The sequence below is a fragment of the Pannonibacter sp. XCT-53 genome, assembly GCF_009915765.1.
GTDB classification, from domain to species: Bacteria; Pseudomonadota; Alphaproteobacteria; order Rhizobiales; family Stappiaceae; genus Pannonibacter; species Pannonibacter tanglangensis.
In genome coordinates this window covers 1,273,966-1,290,208 of record NZ_JAABLQ010000001.1, presented here as the reverse complement: position 1 = coordinate 1,290,208, position 16,243 = coordinate 1,273,966, and the positions used below count along the sequence as shown (strand labels likewise).

Below are 16,243 nucleotides of genomic sequence, written 5' to 3'. Positions count from 1 at the left end.
CAGACACGGCACGAATCCGGTAGGCTTGCGGCCATGTCCGACCCTGCAAACCTCGTGCGCAAGAAGCCGCGCGTGCCGACCGAAGAGCGGCTGACGCGGATCACGCTGGCCTATCTGGAGCGCTACGCCACGTCACTCGCCAACCTGCGCCGGGTGCTGACACGGCGCGTCGAGAAGGCAGCGCGGGCGCATGAGCGCGACGTGGCCGAGTTTCTTCCGCTCGTCGAGATCGTGCTGAAGAAAGCGGCCCGCTTGGGCCTCGTCAATGACGAGGTCTATGCCGAGACAAAGGCGGCCAGCCTGCGCCGCAAGGGCGCGTCCAGCCGCCAGATCACCGCGAAACTCAGCGCCCGCGGGGTCAGCCGCAGCGTCATCGAGGAAACGCTCGCGCGCGACGACACCGATGCGGCCGCAGCCGCCCGCCGCTACGCACAGCGCCGCCGCCTTGGTCCGTGGCGCAAGGGCTGGCACGAAGAAAACGATGCAGACCGCCGCGACCGCGACCGCAAGGACCTTGCGGCGCTGTGCCGTGCCGGCCATGGACTGGATGCTGCGCGCAAGGCTCTGCACGGTGCCGAGGACGACTTGGGGTAAGCGTCGCCATCCAGACGGCTCGAGGACCTTGCATGCGGCGGTCCTGGTGGGCGATCGCAGCAGACATCCCGGCAAGGCGTGACCTGCGGCTGACCGGCACAGGGACGCAAGCCGACCAGGGTGTCCAGATCAAACCATCGATTTCAAACCACCCATTTCAAACCATCGATATATGTTCCATAATATATCTTATGCGAATCTCTGATGTAGGCATAGCCATAGGGCCGCATGCCGTCGCCAGGCTCCCCTGAACGAGGCGCACGAGGGCTGCGGCAGGCCTACACGGCATCTTCGTGCCTGGGGACGAGCGAGACAGCGCCGGTTGCCATGGCGCTGCCCCGGCGCTCCGGTCCCGCGTCTCGTTGCACGCGCCCGCGATGACGCCAGTGTCCTGGGCGAGCGCCCGGTTTTTCACCGTCATCCCGGGCGCAGCGCAGCGGAGACCCGGGACCGGAGAGCCCAGGTCTTTTCGGCCTCGCGCGTTCAGATCGCTGAACCGATCGCGCCACGTCGAGTTCATGAATTCCTTTTGAAGCCCCGGCGCTCCTGTCCCGGGTCTCGTTGCACTCGCCCGGGATGACGCAGAGATGGCGACACGGGCTGGCTGAGGCAAGACTGAGGTCAATCGCGCTGCGCGTCGCACGAACGGCTGTCCTATCAGCTCAGTCGCTGTCCGGGCGGCCGCTTCGGAGCTTCTTGATGCTGCCGCGTTGTTTCTTGGTGTCGACCCGGCGCTTCTTCGAGGCGAGCGTCGGCCGGGTTGCCTTGCGCGGCTTGTCGCGGTGCGCGGCCTTGACGAGAAGCTCGATCAGCCGGGCCAGCGCATCCTCGCGGTTTTGTTCACGCGTACGGAATCGGTCGGCCTGAATGAGGATTTCCCCGGCCTGCGTCAGACGGCTGCCGGCCAGTTCCCCTGCCCGTTGTTTGACATCATGCGGCAACGTACGGTTGTTGTCAAGTTGAAAACGCAACTGAACCGCCGTCGAGACCTTGTTGACGTTCTGGCCGCCCGGACCGGAGGCGCGGACGAAGTCTTCGGTCAGGTCGCGCTCGTCGATATGCAGTCGTCCCTTGATCGTGATGCGGCGGCTTTCCGGCGCGCTCTCGAGCGGCCTTGGCGCCGCTGGACCGGGCGGCACAGGCGGCACAGGCGGACCTGGGGGCTCCCTGTCGCTCATGCCAGCACGCCTCCCAGAATGGTGGCCACCAGCGCGGCTTCCGCCTGCCCCCGGAAGGTCTCGTCCTTCAGCGTCTGGCCCGTGAGCGCGAGGATCTGGGTCTCGAAGTCGGCGTAATGCTGGGTCGCGGCCCAGATGAGAAAGATCAGATGCACCGGATCCACATGCGGCTTGAGCCGGCCGGTTTCCGTCCAGGTGCGGATGACGGCCGCCTTCTCGCTCACCAGCTGGCGCAAGGAGCCCTGCAGCACGGGCTTGACCTGCGGTGCCCCCTGCAGGATCTCGGAGGCAAAAAGCCGAGAGGCTTCAGGCCATTCGGCCGAGATCTTCAGCTTCTGCCGGATGTAATCGGCAAGCTCGGTCGCCGGGTCGCCGGTGACGTCCAGCATGCGTAAGGGGGCCAGCCAGGTGTCGAGGATATGCTCCAGCACGGCCTCGTAGATCGCCGTCTTGGTCGGGTAGTAGTAGAGCAGGTTCGATTTCGACATCCCTGCCCCGGCGGCGATCTTCTCGATTGTCGCACCGCCGAAGCCGAACCGGGAAAACTCGGACAGGCCCGCCTCGAGGATGCGGGCGCGGTTGCGTTCCTGGATCCGGGTCGGCTTGCCGTCGGTCTCGCCGGATGCCGGGCGGCCGCTTGCAACGCTGCGCAGGCCGGCCGCGCGCTTGATCGGCGAGGTGCCGGGGGTGCTGCGGGCGCGGCTCATGCCTCGGCTCCGGCTGTGACCTTCGGCCTGATGCCGACACCGGCCAGGATGATCCGCACCACGTTGTCGCGGGCCACGGCGAACTGCGCGTCGCTCAGGGGCTGTCCGTCGTTCAGGGTCTCGATCTGGTGGATGAAGTCGGCATAGTGCTGCGTGGTCGACCAGATCATGTAGAGCAGCGTGCGCGGATCGACCGGATCCATGCGCCCTTCCCTCACCCAGCGTTCGATGATGGCGATGCGGGTGGCCGTCCAGTCCCTGAGCGTGGTCTCGAGATAGTCCTGGATGACCGGCGCCCGGTGCAGGATCTCGTTGGCCCAGACCTTGGAGCCCATGGGATGCTGGCGGGAAATGTCCATCTTGGTGGTGATGTAGTGGGTCAGCGCCTCGGCCGGGTCCTCGCAGTCGTCGAAGGAGTTCGCGGCATCGAGCCAGATCATGAAGATGTTCTCCACCACCTGGCGGTACAGCGCCTCCTTGGTGGCGAAATAGTAATGCAGGTTGGCCTTGGGGATCCCTGCCCGCTCGGCAATCATGCCGGTGGTGGCCCCGCGATAGCCATGCTCGGCAAAGACCGCCTCGGCCGCCGACAGGATCTGCCGTTCGGTCTCGGCGCGGGCCGCACTCCTGCTGGACACCTTCCGATCCATCCGCTCCCGTTTCCCCCGCCCCCGCGGGTCGCAATCCGGCAAGCCCGTGCCGGTAAAATCACCTTGCCGATGAAATTATCATCTTGACCGTTTGGTCAAGTATTCATAGGCTTCATCTTGACCGTTTGGTCAGGTTTCCTGCGCGTGACTCGCCCCCCTCGGGGGCGGGACCATACTGCGCAGGTTTCCGGCCAGCGTCCAACACCAAGCGCAAGATCCGGAACACAAGGGACGGCGCACTCCAGAGAGATGACCGGTCGGCCACGCAGGAAAAACCTGCGGTACGAACCGGCGGGGAACAGCACGCATGGAAATTCTGAACACGATACCGGACAAGTCCTCCCGCCGCTGCTAGGCTCGGATGCTTTCCGCGTTCGGCCAGGTCCGTTCGCGTGCGCTGAATGCTGCTGCCACGACCGGCCCGCAAGGAATGGGCCGGCAAGGAGGAACCATGTCTGATACGGCTGCAACTGCTGCCATTCCGAACAATCTCGAAGCTTTCTGGATGCCGTTCACTGCCAACCGGCAGTTCAAGAAGGCCCCGCGCATGTTCGTGGGCGCCAAGGACATGCATTACACCACCGCCGACGGCCGCCAGGTGCTGGACGGAACGGCCGGCCTGTGGTGCTGCAACGCCGGCCATGGCCGCCCGCGCATCGTCGAGGCGGTGCAGAAGCAGGTGGCCGAGATGGATTATGCGCCGGCCTTCCAGATGGGCCATCCGCGCGCCTTCGAGCTGGCCGCCCGCCTGGCGGCCCTGCTGCCCTCCCCGCTTGACCATGTGTTCTTCACCGGCTCCGGATCGGAAAGCGTCGACACGGCGCTGAAGATCGCGATCGCCTACCAGCGCGCCATCGGCCAGGGCTCGCGCACGCGCCTCATCGGCCGCGAGCGCGGCTACCACGGCGTCGGCTTCGGCGGCATCTCGGTGGGCGGCATCGTCAACAACCGCAAGCATTTCGGCACCATGCTGGGCGGCGTCGACCATATCCGCCACACCCATGACCCGGCCCGCAACGCCTTCACCCGCGGCCAGCCGGACAATGGCGCCGAATTCGCCGAGGACCTGATCAAGGTCATCCAGCTGCATGACGCCTCGACCATTGCCGCCGTCATCGTCGAACCGGTGGCCGGCTCGACCGGCGTGCTGATCCCGCCGAAGGGCTATCTGAAGCGCCTGCGCGAGATCTGCGACCAGCACGGCATCCTCCTGATCTTCGACGAGGTCATCACCGGCTTCGGGCGCCTCGGCACCGGCTTTGCGACCGAGTATTTCGACGTGGTGCCGGATCTCATCACCACGGCCAAGGGCATCACCTCCGGCGTGATCCCGATGGGCGCGGTGTTCTGCAGCAGCAAGATCTACGATGCCTTCATGACCGGCCCGGAACACATGATCGAGCTGTTCCACGGCTACACCTATTCGGCCCATCCGGTGGCCTGCGCCGCCGCCCTCGGCACGCTCGACACCTACGAGGAAGAAGGCCTGCTCACCCGGGCTTCGGAGCTTGCCTCCTACTGGGAAGATGCGGTGCATTCGCTCAAGGACTGCCCGAAGGTCATCGACGTGCGCAATCTTGGCCTGATCGGCGCCATCGAGCTGGAGCCGATTGCCGGCGAGCCGACCAAGCGGGCGTTCTCGGCCTTCCTCAAGGCCTATGAGGACGGCCTCCTGATCCGCACCACCGGCGACATCATTGCCCTGTCGCCGCCGCTGATCATTTCCAAGGCGCAGATCGACGAGCTGTTCGGCAAGCTGCGCACCGTGCTTCAGAGCAACATCTGACACGGCACCTGTCGGCCCGCGCGCAGACGCGCGGGCCCTTCCAGACAAAAGACAACAAGTCCGCCAGGGACAGTCCGGGGATCCAGACCATGAAGAAGATCAACAACGCCATCGGCGGTCGCGAAGTCGTGTCGAATTCCGGGCGCGTCGCGCCGGTGTTCAACCCGGCGACGGGCGAACAGGTGGCCGAGCTGGGGCTGTCGTCGGCGGCCGAAGTGGCGGATGCCATTGCGGTGGCCAAGGCCGCCTTCCCGGCCTGGCGCGACACGCCGCCGCTGAAGCGCGCCCGCTTCATGTTCCGCTTCAAGGAACTGCTCACCGAAAACACCGATGCCATTGCCCGCGCGATTTCCGCCGAACATGGCAAGACCCACGACGACGCGCTCGGTGAAGTGGCGCGCGGCATCGAGGTGGTGGAGTTCGCCTGCGGCATCCCGCATCTTCTGAAGGGCGAGTTTGCCCGCAACGTCGGCCCGGCCATCGACAGCTATTGTGACCGCCAGCCGCTCGGTGTCGTGGCCGGCATCACGCCGTTCAACTTCCCCGCCATGGTGCCGCTGTGGATGTACCCGATCTCGGTCGCCTGCGGGAACACGTTCATCCTGAAGCCGTCGGAGCGCGATCCCTCTGCAGTCATGTTCGTCTACGACCTGTTCCGGCAGGCGGGCTTCCCCGAGGGCGTGCTCAATGTCGTGCATGGCGACAAGGAAGCGGTCGACGTGCTCCTCAAGCACCCGGACGTGAAGGCGATCTCCTTCGTTGGCTCCACGCCGATTGCCGAATACGTCTATTCGACCGGCACCGCCCATGGAAAGCGCGTGCAGGCGCTTGGCGGGGCCAAGAACCACATGATCATCATGCCGGATGCGGACATGGACCAGGCGGCCGACGCGCTGATGGGCGCGGGCTATGGCTCGGCCGGCGAGCGCTGCATGGCCATCTCCGTCGCGGTTCCGATCGGCGAGAAGACGGCGGACGCGCTGGTTGAAAAGCTCATCCCCCGCGTCGAGGCGCTGAAGATCGGTCCGGCCACGGACAAGTCGGCCGACATGGGCCCGGTGATCACCGAGGCGCACAAGCGCAAGGTGCTGCGCTACATCGACCAGGGCGTCAAGGAAGGCGCCAAGCTGCTGGTCGATGGCCGCGGCTTCAGCCTGCAGGGCTACGAGAACGGCTATTTTGTCGGCGGCACCCTGTTCGACCGCGTGACAAAGGACATGACGATCTACAAGGAAGAGATCTTCGGTCCGGTGCTCTCGGTCGTCCGGGCCAAGGGCTACGAGGAAGCCCTGACGCTGATCAACGAGCATGAATACGGCAACGGCACCGCGATCTTCACCCGTGACGGCGACGCGGCCCGGGCCTTTGCCGACCGGATCGAGGTAGGCATGGTCGGCATCAACGTGCCGATCCCGGTTCCGGTGGCCTATTTCTCCTTCGGCGGCTGGAAGCGGTCGCTGTTCGGCGATCACTCGATCTACGGGCCGGAAGGCGTGCGCTTCAACACGCGCATGAAGACGGTCACCACCCGCTGGCCGGCCGGCATCAAGGACGGCGCGGTCTTCACCTTCCCCAGCCTCGACTGAGGGCGGGACAACGCGGACAACGGGACAAGGGTTCAGGGAAACGGCATCATGGCAGCACTCGGACAGAACCTCAGGATCAACCCGGACCGGCTCTGGGACAGCCTGATGGACATGGCAAAGATCGGACCGGGGATCGCGGGCGGCAACAACCGCCAGACCCTGACTGATGCGGATGCCGAAGGCCGCAGGCTGTTCCAGTCCTGGTGCGAGGACGCCGGCCTGACGATGGGCGTCGACAGGATGGGGACGATGTTCCTGACCCGCCCGGGCACCGATCCGGACGCCCTGCCCGTCTATGTCGGCTCCCATCTCGACACCCAGCCGACCGGCGGCAAGTACGACGGCGTTCTCGGTGTTCTGGCCGGCCTTGAGGTGGTGCGCACGCTGAACGACCTCGGCATCAGGACGAAGCACCCGATCGTCGTTACCAACTGGGCCAACGAGGAAGGCGCGCGCTTTGCCCCCGCCATGCTCGCGTCCGGCGTCTTCGCCGGCGTGCACAGCCTGGACTACGCCTATGGCCGCAAGGACCCGGACGGCAAGACCTACGGCGAGGAGCTGAAGCGCATCGGCTGGGTCGGCGAGGAAGAGGTGGGCGCGCGCAAGATGCACGCCTATTTCGAGCTGCACATCGAGCAGGGCCCGATCCTGGAGGCCGAGACCAAGCAGATCGGCGTCGTCACCCATTGCCAGGGCCTGTGGTGGCTGGAGTTCACGCTGACGGGCCGCGAGGCGCACACCGGCTCCACACCGATGAACCTGCGCGTAAATGCCGGACTGGCCATGGCGCGGATCATGGAAATGGTCCAGACCGTGGCGATGGAGAACCAGCCCGGCGCGGTCGGCGGCGTCGGCCAGGTGAACTTCTCGCCCAACTCGCGCAACGTGCTGCCGGGCAAGGTCGTCTTCACGGTCGACATCCGCACGCCGGATCTCGCCAAGCTCAACGCCATGCGCGCCCGCATCGAAAAAGAAGCCGCCGAAATCTGCGAGGCACTTGGCGTCGGCTGTGCGGTGGAGGCCGTCGGTCATTTCGATCCGGTGACCTTCGATCCGAAGCTCGTCGCCAGCGTGCGCGCGGCCGCCGAGCGGCTCGGCTACAGCCACATGAACCTGATTTCCGGCGCGGGCCACGACGCCTGCTGGGCGGCCAAGGTCGCCCCCGCCACCATGATCATGTGCCCTTGCGTCGGCGGCCTGTCACACAACGAGGCGGAAGAGATCTCGAAGGACTGGGCCGGCGCCGGCTGCGACGTGCTTCTGCATGCGGTGCTGGAGACGGCGGAAGTGGTTGGGTGAGCGGCGTTAGGTCCTCAAGATCAAGGAATGCAGTTTTCGTCATCCCGGGCGAGGGAAACGAGACCCGGGACCGGAGAGCCGAGGAACCAAAAAAGAACAAGGGTCGCGGAGCATCGCGCAACTGCAAAGGGGAACAGACATGGCAAGCACTGTGATCAAGGGCGGCACCGTGGTGACCGCTGACCTGACTTACGAAGCCGACGTGAAGGTCGAGGGCGGCAGGATCGTCGAGATCGGCAAGGGCCTCTCCGGCGACAAGGTGCTGGACGCGACCGGCTGCTACGTCATGCCGGGCGGCATTGATCCGCATGTCCACCTCGAGATGCCCTTCATGGGCACCTATTCGGCCGATGACTTTGAAAGCGGCACCCGCGCCGGGCTTGCCGGCGGCACCACCATGGTGGTCGATTTCTGCCTGCCCTCCCCCGGCCAGTCGCTGCTCGACGCGCTGTCCATGTGGCACAACAAGACCAGCCGCGCGACGGCGGACTACTCCTTCCACATGGCGATCACCTGGTGGGGCGAGCAGGTGTTCAACGACATGGAGACCGTCGTCCGCCAGAAGGGCATCAATTCCTTCAAGCACTTCATGGCCTACAAGGGCGCGCTGATGGTGGATGACGACGAGATGTTCTCCTCGTTCCAGCGCTGTGCCGAGCTCGGGGCGCTTGCCATGGTCCATGCCGAGAACGGCGACGTGGTGGCCCAGATGCAGGCCAAGCTTCTGGCGGAGGGCAACACCGGCCCCGAGGCCCATGCCTATTCGCGGCCCGCAGAGGTCGAGGGCGAGGCAGCCAACCGCGCCATCATGATTGCCGACATGGCGGGCGTGCCGCTCTACATCGTGCACCTGTCCTGCGAGCAGGGCCACGAGGCGGTGCGCCGGGCCCGCGCCAAGGGCATGCGCGTCTATGGCGAACCGCTGATCCAGCACCTGACGCTGGACGAGGCCGAGTACGCCCACCCCGACTGGGATCACGCCGCCCGCCGCGTCATGTCCCCGCCCTTCCGCAACAAGCAGCACCAGGACAGCCTCTGGGCCGGCCTGTCCTCGGGGTCGCTGCAGGTGGTGGCGACCGACCATTGCGCCTTCACCACGGCACAGAAGCGGACCGGCTACGGCGACTTCACGAAGATCCCGAACGGCACCGGCGGCCTTGAGGACCGCATGCCGATGCTGTGGACCCACGGCGTGGCGACCGGGCGGCTGACGATGAACGAGTTCGTCGCCGTCACCTCGACCAACATCGCCAAGATCCTCAACATCTACCCGAAGAAGGGGGCGATCCTCGTCGGCGCCGATGCCGACATCGTGGTCTGGGACCCGAACCGGGAGAAGACGATCTCGGCCGCCAGCCAGCAGTCCTCCATCGACTACAACGTCTTCGAGGGACAGCATGTGAAGGGCCTGCCGCGCTTCACCCTGACACGCGGCCATGTCGCCATCGAGGAGAGCAAGGTCTCGACGCGCGAGGGCCACGGCGCCTTCGTTGCCCGTCCCCCGGTCACGGCGGTCAACAAGGCCCTGTCCACCTGGAAGGAGCTGGTCGCCCCGCGCAAGGTCGAGCGCAGCGGCATTCCCGTGACCGGCGTCTGACATCACCGGGGCCCGCGCCAGGCGGCAGCGGGCCCCTCGAACTTTCGACAGGACGGACCAGGGCGGTCCGGGGGACACGACATGAACACTGCGGCGCACCTTCACACCGCCACCCCGCAGGCCAGGGATGCCAGGGCGAGGCCCGTGATCGACATCGAGAAGCTGTCGCTGACCTTCGAGACCAACGACGGGCCGGTGCATGCCCTCTCCAACATTGACCTGAAGATCGACGAAGGCGATTTCGTCTCCTTCATCGGCCCCTCGGGCTGCGGCAAGACCACGCTGCTGCGCGTCATTGCCGATCTGGAGCAGCCGACCGGCGGCAGGATCGCCGTCAACGGCATGAGCCCGGAGGAGGCACGGCTGAAACGGGCCTATGGCTACGTGTTCCAGGCGGCCGCGCTCTATCCCTGGCGGACGATTGCCGACAATGTCGCCCTGCCGCTCGAGATCATGGGGCTTGATCCGAAGGAGCGCGCGGAGCGCGTCGCGCGCAACATGGAGCTGGTCAACCTCAAGGGCTTCGAGAAGAAGTACCCCTGGCAGCTCTCCGGCGGCATGCAGCAGCGCGCCTCCATTGCCCGCGCGCTTGCCGTCGAGCCGAAGCTGCTGCTGATGGACGAGCCCTTTGGCGCCCTCGACGAGATCGTGCGCGATCACCTCAATGACCAGCTGCACCAGCTCTGGGCCAAGACCAACAAGACGGTGGTCTTCGTCACCCACTCGATCCCGGAGGCGGTCTATCTCTCCACCAAGATCGTCGTTCTCTGTCCGCGGCCGGGCCGGATCTACGACGTGATCGAGAGTGATCTGCCCCGCGCCCGCACGCTCGACATCCGCGAGACACCGGAGTTCCTGAAGGTCGCCCATCGTGTCCGCGAGGGCCTGAAGGCAGGGCATTCCTATGAGGACTGAGACCGCGTCCCCCTCCGCCTCTATCTCGCCCGTCTCCGGCCTGATGTCCGGCACCGTCGGCCCGGTGCTGGTTGTGGTGCTGGCGCTCATCGCCATCTGGTATGTGGCGACCGTGGCCCTGAACGCGCCGTTCCAGCGCGACATCTACGCCCGTGCCGGGCAGGCCGACGTGCCGTTCACGCAGCTGGTGGCCGATACGCTCGACCAGCCCCGGCCCGTCCTGCCGTCCCCGCATCAGGTGGCGCTCGAGATCTGGGACACCACGGTCAACAAGAAGATCACCTCCAACCGCAGCCTGATCTATCACACCGGCATCACGCTCTCCTCGACGCTGACCGGCTTCGTCATGGGCACCCTGCTCGGCATCGGGCTCGCCGTGCTGGTGGTGCACTCCCGGGTGCTGGACAAGTCGCTCATGCCCTGGGTGATCTCCTCCCAGACCATCCCGATCCTCGCCATCGCACCGATGATCATCGTGGTGCTCAACGCGATCGGGATCTCCGGCCTGATGCCGAAGGCGATGATCTCGACCTACCTCTCCTTCTTCCCCGTGACCGTGGGCATGGTGAAGGGCCTGCGCTCGCCGGAACTCATCCATCTCGACCTGATGCGCACCTACAGCGCCAGCCGCTCGGAAACCTTCTGGAAGCTGCGGCTGCCCTATGCGGTGCCCTATCTCTTCGCCTCGATGAAGGTCGGCATCGCCGCAAGCCTGGTCGGGGCCATTGTCGGCGAGCTGCCGACGGGTGCGGTTGCCGGTCTTGGCGCGCGGCTGCTTGCCGGCTCCTATTACGGCCAGACGGTGCAGATCTGGTCGGCGCTGGTCGTGGCCTCCGTCGTCGCCGGGCTGCTCGTGGCGCTGATCGGTGTCGTCGAGCGCGCCACGCTTGCAAGAATGGGGATGAACCGATGAGCTCTGTCGCTGCCAGCCGTCCGCGCTTCGACACGCCAGCCCGTCTGGCGCTCGCGGTGCTGCTCTTTGCAATTCTCGGCCTGTCGGGGACGGCCTTCACGCCCGACCTCGACGCCTTCGACCTGCCGCGCCTGTCCATCGTGGTGGTGATCCTGGCCATCCTGGGCGTGCGCTACACCCTGGGCTTTGCCCGCAACCGGCTGGGGGACATGGCGATCGGAACGGTGACCGCCATCTCGGCCTGGTTCCTGATCGAGACCGCCGGCAACCACCGCGGAGCAGCGGCTGCCGGTTTCTGGTGCCTCACGGTCGCCACCTGGCTGGCGGCCTGGCTGTTCGTCGAGCGGCTGGCGAACTGGCGCGGACTGTCGCCCGCCGGCCAGAAGGCCGTCAATCTGGCGATCCCGCTGATCTTCGGTGCAACGCTGCTGGTGCTGTGGCAACTCGTCGTGGTGGGGGCCGGCATCCCGCAGGTGCTGCTGCCCTCCCCCGGCGCCATCGGCGCGCGACTCGCGAACTCGGTGCCGACGCTCTGGGCCGACTTCCAGCAGACCTTCCTCAAGGCGGTGCTGGCCGGCTACGCCATCGGCTGTGGCAGTGCCTTTGTCGTGGCCATCCTGATCGACCGGGTGCCGTTCCTGCGCCGGGGTCTGCTGCCCATCGGCAACCTGGTCTCGGCCCTGCCCATCATCGGCGTCGCCCCGATCATGGTGATGTGGTTCGGCTTCGACTGGCCGTCCAAGGCCGCCGTCGTCATCATCATGACCTTCTTCCCGATGCTGGTGAACACGGTGGCGGGGCTTGCCGCCGCTGACGCCATGCAGAAGGACCTGATGCGCACCTATGCGGCCTCCTACTGGCAGACGCTCATCAAGCTGCGCCTGCCCATGGCCCTGCCCTTCATCTTCAATGCCCTGAAGATCAACTCCACGCTTGCCCTGATCGGTGCGATCGTTGCGGAATTCTTCGGCACGCCGATCGTCGGCATGGGCTTCCGCATCTCCACGGAGGTCGGGCGCATGAACCTCGACATGGTCTGGGCCGAGATCGCGGTCGCGGCCGTGGCCGGCTCGCTGTTCTATGCGACCGTCGCCCTGGTCGAGCGCATGGCCACGTTCTGGCATCCCTCGCAGCGCGGCTGAGAGGCGGGCAGGCATAGGCACCTGGCCGGGAAGCCTGTAGGCTCCCGACTAGGTGATTCCGTCTGACCTGCCCCACGAGGACTGCCATGAAGCCCGGCCGCGACATTTCCGTTCTCATCGAGATCATGGCCGCGCTGCGCACCCCGGTGACGGGCTGTCCCTGGGACCTCGAGCAGGACTTTTCCACCATCGCCCCCTACACGGTCGAGGAGGCCTACGAGGTTGCCGAGGCGATCAGCCGCAACGACCTCGATGACCTGCGCGAGGAACTGGGCGATCTGCTGCTGCAGGTGATCTACCATTCCCGCATGGCGGAGGAACAGGGCGCCTTCAGCTTCCCCGACGTGGTGGAGGCGATCACGAAGAAGATGATCCGCCGGCATCCGCATGTCTTCGGCGACGACACCGCCCGCACCTCCGGCATGGCCAAGGGCATGTGGGACCGGATCAAGGCCGAGGAGAAGGCCGAGCGCAAGGCGCGCCGCGCGGCTCTGGGGCTTGCGGACACCGAGCCTGGCTATCTCGATGCGGTGCCCTCCGCCTTCCCGGCCCTGATGGAGGCGGAAAAGCTCCAGCGGCGGGCGGCCCGCGTCGGCTTCGACTGGGACAGTTTTGCGCCTGTCATCGCCAAGATCCGCGAGGAGCTGGACGAGCTGGAAGCCGAGCTAAAGGACCACACCGCGCCGGCCGTGACCGGCAACGTGGCGGATGCGATCAAGGACGAGATGGGCGACGTGCTGTTTGCGCTGGCAAACCTTGCCCGTCATCTGGACGTGGAACCGGAAGACGCGCTGAAGCGGACCAATGCCAAGTTCCGCCGCCGCTTTGCCGCCATCGAGGCCGAAGCCGCGCGCCGCGGCCTTGCGCTGGAGGACATGACGCTCGACGAGATGGAAGCGGTGTGGCAGGCGGCGAAGGGGAAGTGACGAGGCTGGAGCACCTGCCGACAGGTCCCCTGCCCTGGCCTCGGGCAAGCCTGGCCGCCGTCATCCCGGACGAGCGTCAGCTCGAGCCGGGACCGGAGCGCCGAGGTGTCTCAGGGACGCACTCAATGAAAATTCGATGCCTGGACACTCCGTCCCGGCTCGGCGCTGCGCCTGGCCAGGATGACTTCGGAGCGGTAGAGGTCTGCCATCAAGCGCAGGCAGGAGCCCCTGCCCTTCACTCCGCCCCTTCGATGAACGCCCCGTATCGGGCGCGGAAGTTGCCGCGCTGCTTGTCGGAGACGCGCACGGTCAGCTCGATGCCCTCGTCCGTGTCCTCGCGGGCCAGCACTTCGGCGATCTGGTAGAGCCCGGCCAGCAGGTGGCCGTCCGTGACGGGCAGGACGAGATCGAACCGGTCGTCGCCGAGGGCAACGAAATTCTCGATCCGGGTCAGCAGGGCCTCGACACCGTCGCCGGTGAGGGCTGACAGGGCGATGGCCCCCTCGGGGCTGTTGGCGGCCAGAAGCTTCTCGCGCCGCTCCGCATCGAGACAGTCGATCTTGTTCCAGACCTCGACGATGGGCGCCCCGGTCTGCGGGCTGACGCCGAGTTCCTCCAGCGTGCGCCCCACGTCGACCGCCTGGGCCTCGGTGTCGGCATGGCTGATGTCTCGCACATGCAGGATGAGGTCGGCCTCGAGCACCTCTTCCAGCGTCGCACGGAAGGCGGCGACCAGATGGGTAGGCAGCTCGGAAATGAAGCCCACCGTGTCGGACAGGATGACCTCGCGGCCATGCGGCAGACGGATCCGGCGCAGCGTCGGATCGAGGGTGGCAAACAGCAGGTCCTTGGCGAAGACCTCTGCTTCCGTCAGCCGGTTGAACAGCGTCGACTTGCCGGCGTTGGTGTAGCCGACCAGCGCCACGACAGGCTGGGGGATCTTCTTGCGCTTCTTGCGGTGCAGGTCGCGGGTGCGGCGCACCTGCTCCAGCTCCCGCTCCAGCCGCAGGATCTTCTCCTGGATCTGGCGGCGGTCGGCCTCGATCTGGGTTTCACCGGGGCCGCCCATGAAGCCGACACCGCCGCGCTGGCGTTCAAGGTGGGTCCAGGAGCGCACCAGCCGGCTCTTCTGCCAGGTGAGATGGGCAAGGTCGACCTGCAGACGGCCTTCCTTGGTGCGCGCGCGCGCACCGAAGATCTCGAGGATCAGACCGGTCCGGTCGATCACCTTGGTCTTCAGTTCCTTTTCGAGATTGCGCTGCTGGATCGGCGAGAGCGCGTGGTCGACGACGACCACATCGACCTCATGCGCCGCGACCAGGGCCGCGATCTCCTCGACCTTGCCGGTGCCGATCAGGGTCGCCGGACGCGGCTGCTGCACCCGGACGATGAGCGCATCGGCAATCTCCAGCTCGATGGCCGCGCACAGGCCCACGGCTTCCTCAAGGCGCGCCTCGGGACTGCGGAAGGCCTCCGGCGCCGTTTCGGCTCCTCGGCTGGTCTTGTCGGGGGTAATCGGTTCGACGACGAGGGCGCGAGAAAGAGGCGCGCGGCGGTCGAGGTCGGGCCCGCGGTCACCCGGCGCGGTCTCTCCGCGCCGGCGTCCACCGGCAGGGCCGTCGGATCTTGTGGATTGCGTCAATCAGGCGCCTGCTTTGTCGCCGCCATCCTCGCCCGGCTCAAACAGCTGGACAGGACCATTCGGCATGATCGTGGAAATCGCATGCTTGTAGACCAGCTGCGAGTGCCCGTCGCGACGCAGCAGAACGCAGAAATTGTCGAACCAGGTCACGACACCCTGCAGCTTGACGCCGTTGATCAGGAAAATCGTGAGAGGAGTTTTCTGCTTGCGGAGATGATTGAGGAAGGTGTCCTGGAGATTCTGCGCACGCTCAGCCATGAGTTTTCTTATCCTGTTTCTGCCACATGCGGCCGGGCATCTGACACTTGTCTTGTCGTGGACGGGAGCGAGGCCCTAAACACAAACGCTGCCGCCTCTGCCGGTGGTAACCGGTTCCACGATCCAAGACTATAGCAAGTCAGCCTTGCTGACACACAACAATTTCACACGTTTAGCGGATTTCTTCCAGATGGCTTGCGGTGTGGAACTCCTGGCGCAGGCGCGTCGCGATCGTGCCGGGATGACCATTTCCGATCGGCCGGCCGTCCAGCTGCACCACCGGCATGACCAGGGTCGAGGCCGCCGTCACGAAGGCCTCGCGGGCCTCGAAGGCCTCTTCAAGCGAGAAGGCGCGCTCCTCGAAGCGGATTCCCTCGCGGGCGACCAGATCCAGCACCACCGCGCGGGTGATGCCCTTGAGGATGCCGCTCTCGGCCGGCCGGGTCACCAGCACGCCGTCCTTCGTCACGATCCAGGCGTTGGTCGAGCCGCCCTCCGTAACATAGCCGTTGGCGTCCACGTACCAGGCTTCCTTGGCGCCCTGGTCGCGGGCGTGCTGCTTGGCCAGCACGTTCGGCAGCAGGCCCACCGTCTTGATGTCGACGCGCGGCCAGCGGTTTTCCGGATGGCTGACGACGGCGATGCCCGTTTCGGCCTGCTTGTCGCCCGCCCGCGGGTTGGTCGACTTGGAGGTGATCACCAGCGAGGGCGCCACCGGCTGCAGCGGGAAGAAGTGGTCGCGCCGCGCCACGCCGCGCGTCACCTGCATGTAGACGAGACCATGGCGCACCAGATTACGGCGAATGACTTCCTTCATCACGAAGGTCAGGGCCGCCCGCGACATGGGCATGTCGATCCGCAGTTCACGCAAGGACCGCTCGAGCCGGTCGAGGTGGCGCGGACCATCCACGAGCTTGCCCTGCCAGACCTCGCAGACCTCGTAGACGCCATCCGCGAACTGGTAGCCCCGGTCCTCGATATGCACGCCGGCCTTGGCATGCTCGACGTATTCGCCATTCACATAAGCAATGCGGCTCATGGGTTCCGTCC

General features: G+C 66.1%; 15 protein-coding genes. 9 read left to right on the top strand and 6 right to left on the bottom strand.

The window, feature by feature from the left end:
- The first annotated feature begins 33 nt into the window (after positions 1-33).
- Positions 34-594 carry a RecX family transcriptional regulator gene (locus GWI72_RS05930; RefSeq protein ID WP_161708116.1) on the top strand — a complete coding sequence of 187 codons (561 nt, stop codon included), beginning with the start codon at positions 34-36 and terminating at the stop codon, positions 592-594.
- A gap of 662 nt (positions 595-1,256) precedes the next feature.
- On the opposite strand, the gene arfB is transcribed toward GWI72_RS05930, so the two are convergent.
- Genes arfB through GWI72_RS05915 form a run of 3 tightly spaced genes read right to left on the bottom strand, consistent with a single transcriptional unit; the run spans position 1,257 to position 3,117 of the window.
- Complete coding sequence (arfB, locus tag GWI72_RS05925) at positions 1,257-1,772, bottom strand: alternative ribosome rescue aminoacyl-tRNA hydrolase ArfB (protein ID WP_161672855.1); 516 nt, start codon at positions 1,770-1,772, stop codon at positions 1,257-1,259.
- On the bottom strand, positions 1,769-2,479 hold the full coding sequence (locus GWI72_RS05920; protein ID WP_161672853.1) for a TetR family transcriptional regulator C-terminal domain-containing protein: 711 nt from the start codon (positions 2,477-2,479) through the stop codon (positions 1,769-1,771). The genes arfB and GWI72_RS05920 overlap by 4 nt, the downstream gene beginning before the upstream one ends.
- Complete coding sequence (locus GWI72_RS05915) at positions 2,476-3,117, bottom strand: TetR/AcrR family transcriptional regulator (RefSeq protein WP_348272643.1); 642 nt, start codon at positions 3,115-3,117, stop codon at positions 2,476-2,478. Before GWI72_RS05915 ends, GWI72_RS05920 begins: the two co-directional genes overlap by 4 nt.
- Positions 3,118-3,580: 463 nt before the next feature.
- Here GWI72_RS05915 and GWI72_RS05910 point away from each other — a divergent pair, with 463 nt between their 5' ends.
- From GWI72_RS05910 to mazG, 8 genes are all read left to right on the top strand, one after another.
- Positions 3,581-4,915: an aspartate aminotransferase family protein gene (locus GWI72_RS05910; protein ID WP_161672849.1), complete on the top strand. Its 1,335-nt coding sequence runs from the start codon at positions 3,581-3,583 to the stop codon at positions 4,913-4,915.
- A gap of 89 nt (positions 4,916-5,004) precedes the next feature.
- On the top strand, positions 5,005-6,501 hold the full coding sequence (locus GWI72_RS05905) for a CoA-acylating methylmalonate-semialdehyde dehydrogenase (protein WP_161708115.1): 1,497 nt from the start codon (positions 5,005-5,007) through the stop codon (positions 6,499-6,501).
- A gap of 48 nt (positions 6,502-6,549) precedes the next feature.
- A complete protein-coding gene (locus GWI72_RS05900) occupies positions 6,550-7,800 on the top strand; it encodes a Zn-dependent hydrolase (protein ID WP_179956026.1) in 1,251 nt (416 codons plus the stop codon).
- 139 nt (positions 7,801-7,939) lie between these two features.
- Positions 7,940-9,397, top strand: a complete 1,458-nt coding sequence (gene hydA / locus GWI72_RS05895; protein WP_161708114.1) for a dihydropyrimidinase — start codon at positions 7,940-7,942, stop codon at positions 9,395-9,397.
- Positions 9,398-9,478: 81 nt separating this feature from the next.
- Complete coding sequence (locus tag GWI72_RS05890) at positions 9,479-10,312, top strand: ABC transporter ATP-binding protein (protein WP_161672840.1); 834 nt, start codon at positions 9,479-9,481, stop codon at positions 10,310-10,312.
- Complete coding sequence (locus GWI72_RS05885) at positions 10,302-11,225, top strand: ABC transporter permease (RefSeq protein WP_390805925.1); 924 nt, start codon at positions 10,302-10,304, stop codon at positions 11,223-11,225. Before GWI72_RS05890 ends, GWI72_RS05885 begins: the two co-directional genes overlap by 11 nt.
- A complete protein-coding gene (locus tag GWI72_RS05880) occupies positions 11,222-12,367 on the top strand; it encodes an ABC transporter permease (RefSeq protein WP_161708113.1) in 1,146 nt (381 codons plus the stop codon). Before GWI72_RS05885 ends, GWI72_RS05880 begins: the two co-directional genes overlap by 4 nt.
- An 86-nt stretch (positions 12,368-12,453) precedes the next feature.
- Complete coding sequence (gene mazG / locus GWI72_RS05875; protein WP_161708112.1) at positions 12,454-13,293, top strand: nucleoside triphosphate pyrophosphohydrolase; 840 nt, start codon at positions 12,454-12,456, stop codon at positions 13,291-13,293.
- Between the two features lie 235 nt (positions 13,294-13,528).
- Here the strand turns inward: mazG and hflX are convergent, their stop codons facing one another.
- The 3 genes from hflX to GWI72_RS05860 all read right to left on the bottom strand — a co-directional run bounded on the left by hflX (position 13,529) and on the right by GWI72_RS05860 (position 16,232).
- Positions 13,529-14,935 (bottom strand): GTPase HflX, encoded by a 1,407-nt coding sequence (hflX, locus tag GWI72_RS05870; protein WP_161708111.1) that lies wholly within the window; start codon positions 14,933-14,935, stop codon positions 13,529-13,531.
- Entirely contained in the window at positions 14,936-15,193 is a 258-nt protein-coding gene (gene hfq / locus GWI72_RS05865) for an RNA chaperone Hfq (protein WP_161672824.1), read from the bottom strand.
- A 172-nt stretch (positions 15,194-15,365) separates the two neighbouring features.
- On the bottom strand, positions 15,366-16,232 hold the full coding sequence (locus GWI72_RS05860) for a D-amino-acid transaminase (RefSeq protein ID WP_161708110.1): 867 nt from the start codon (positions 16,230-16,232) through the stop codon (positions 15,366-15,368).
- Positions 16,233-16,243 lie beyond the last annotated feature (11 nt).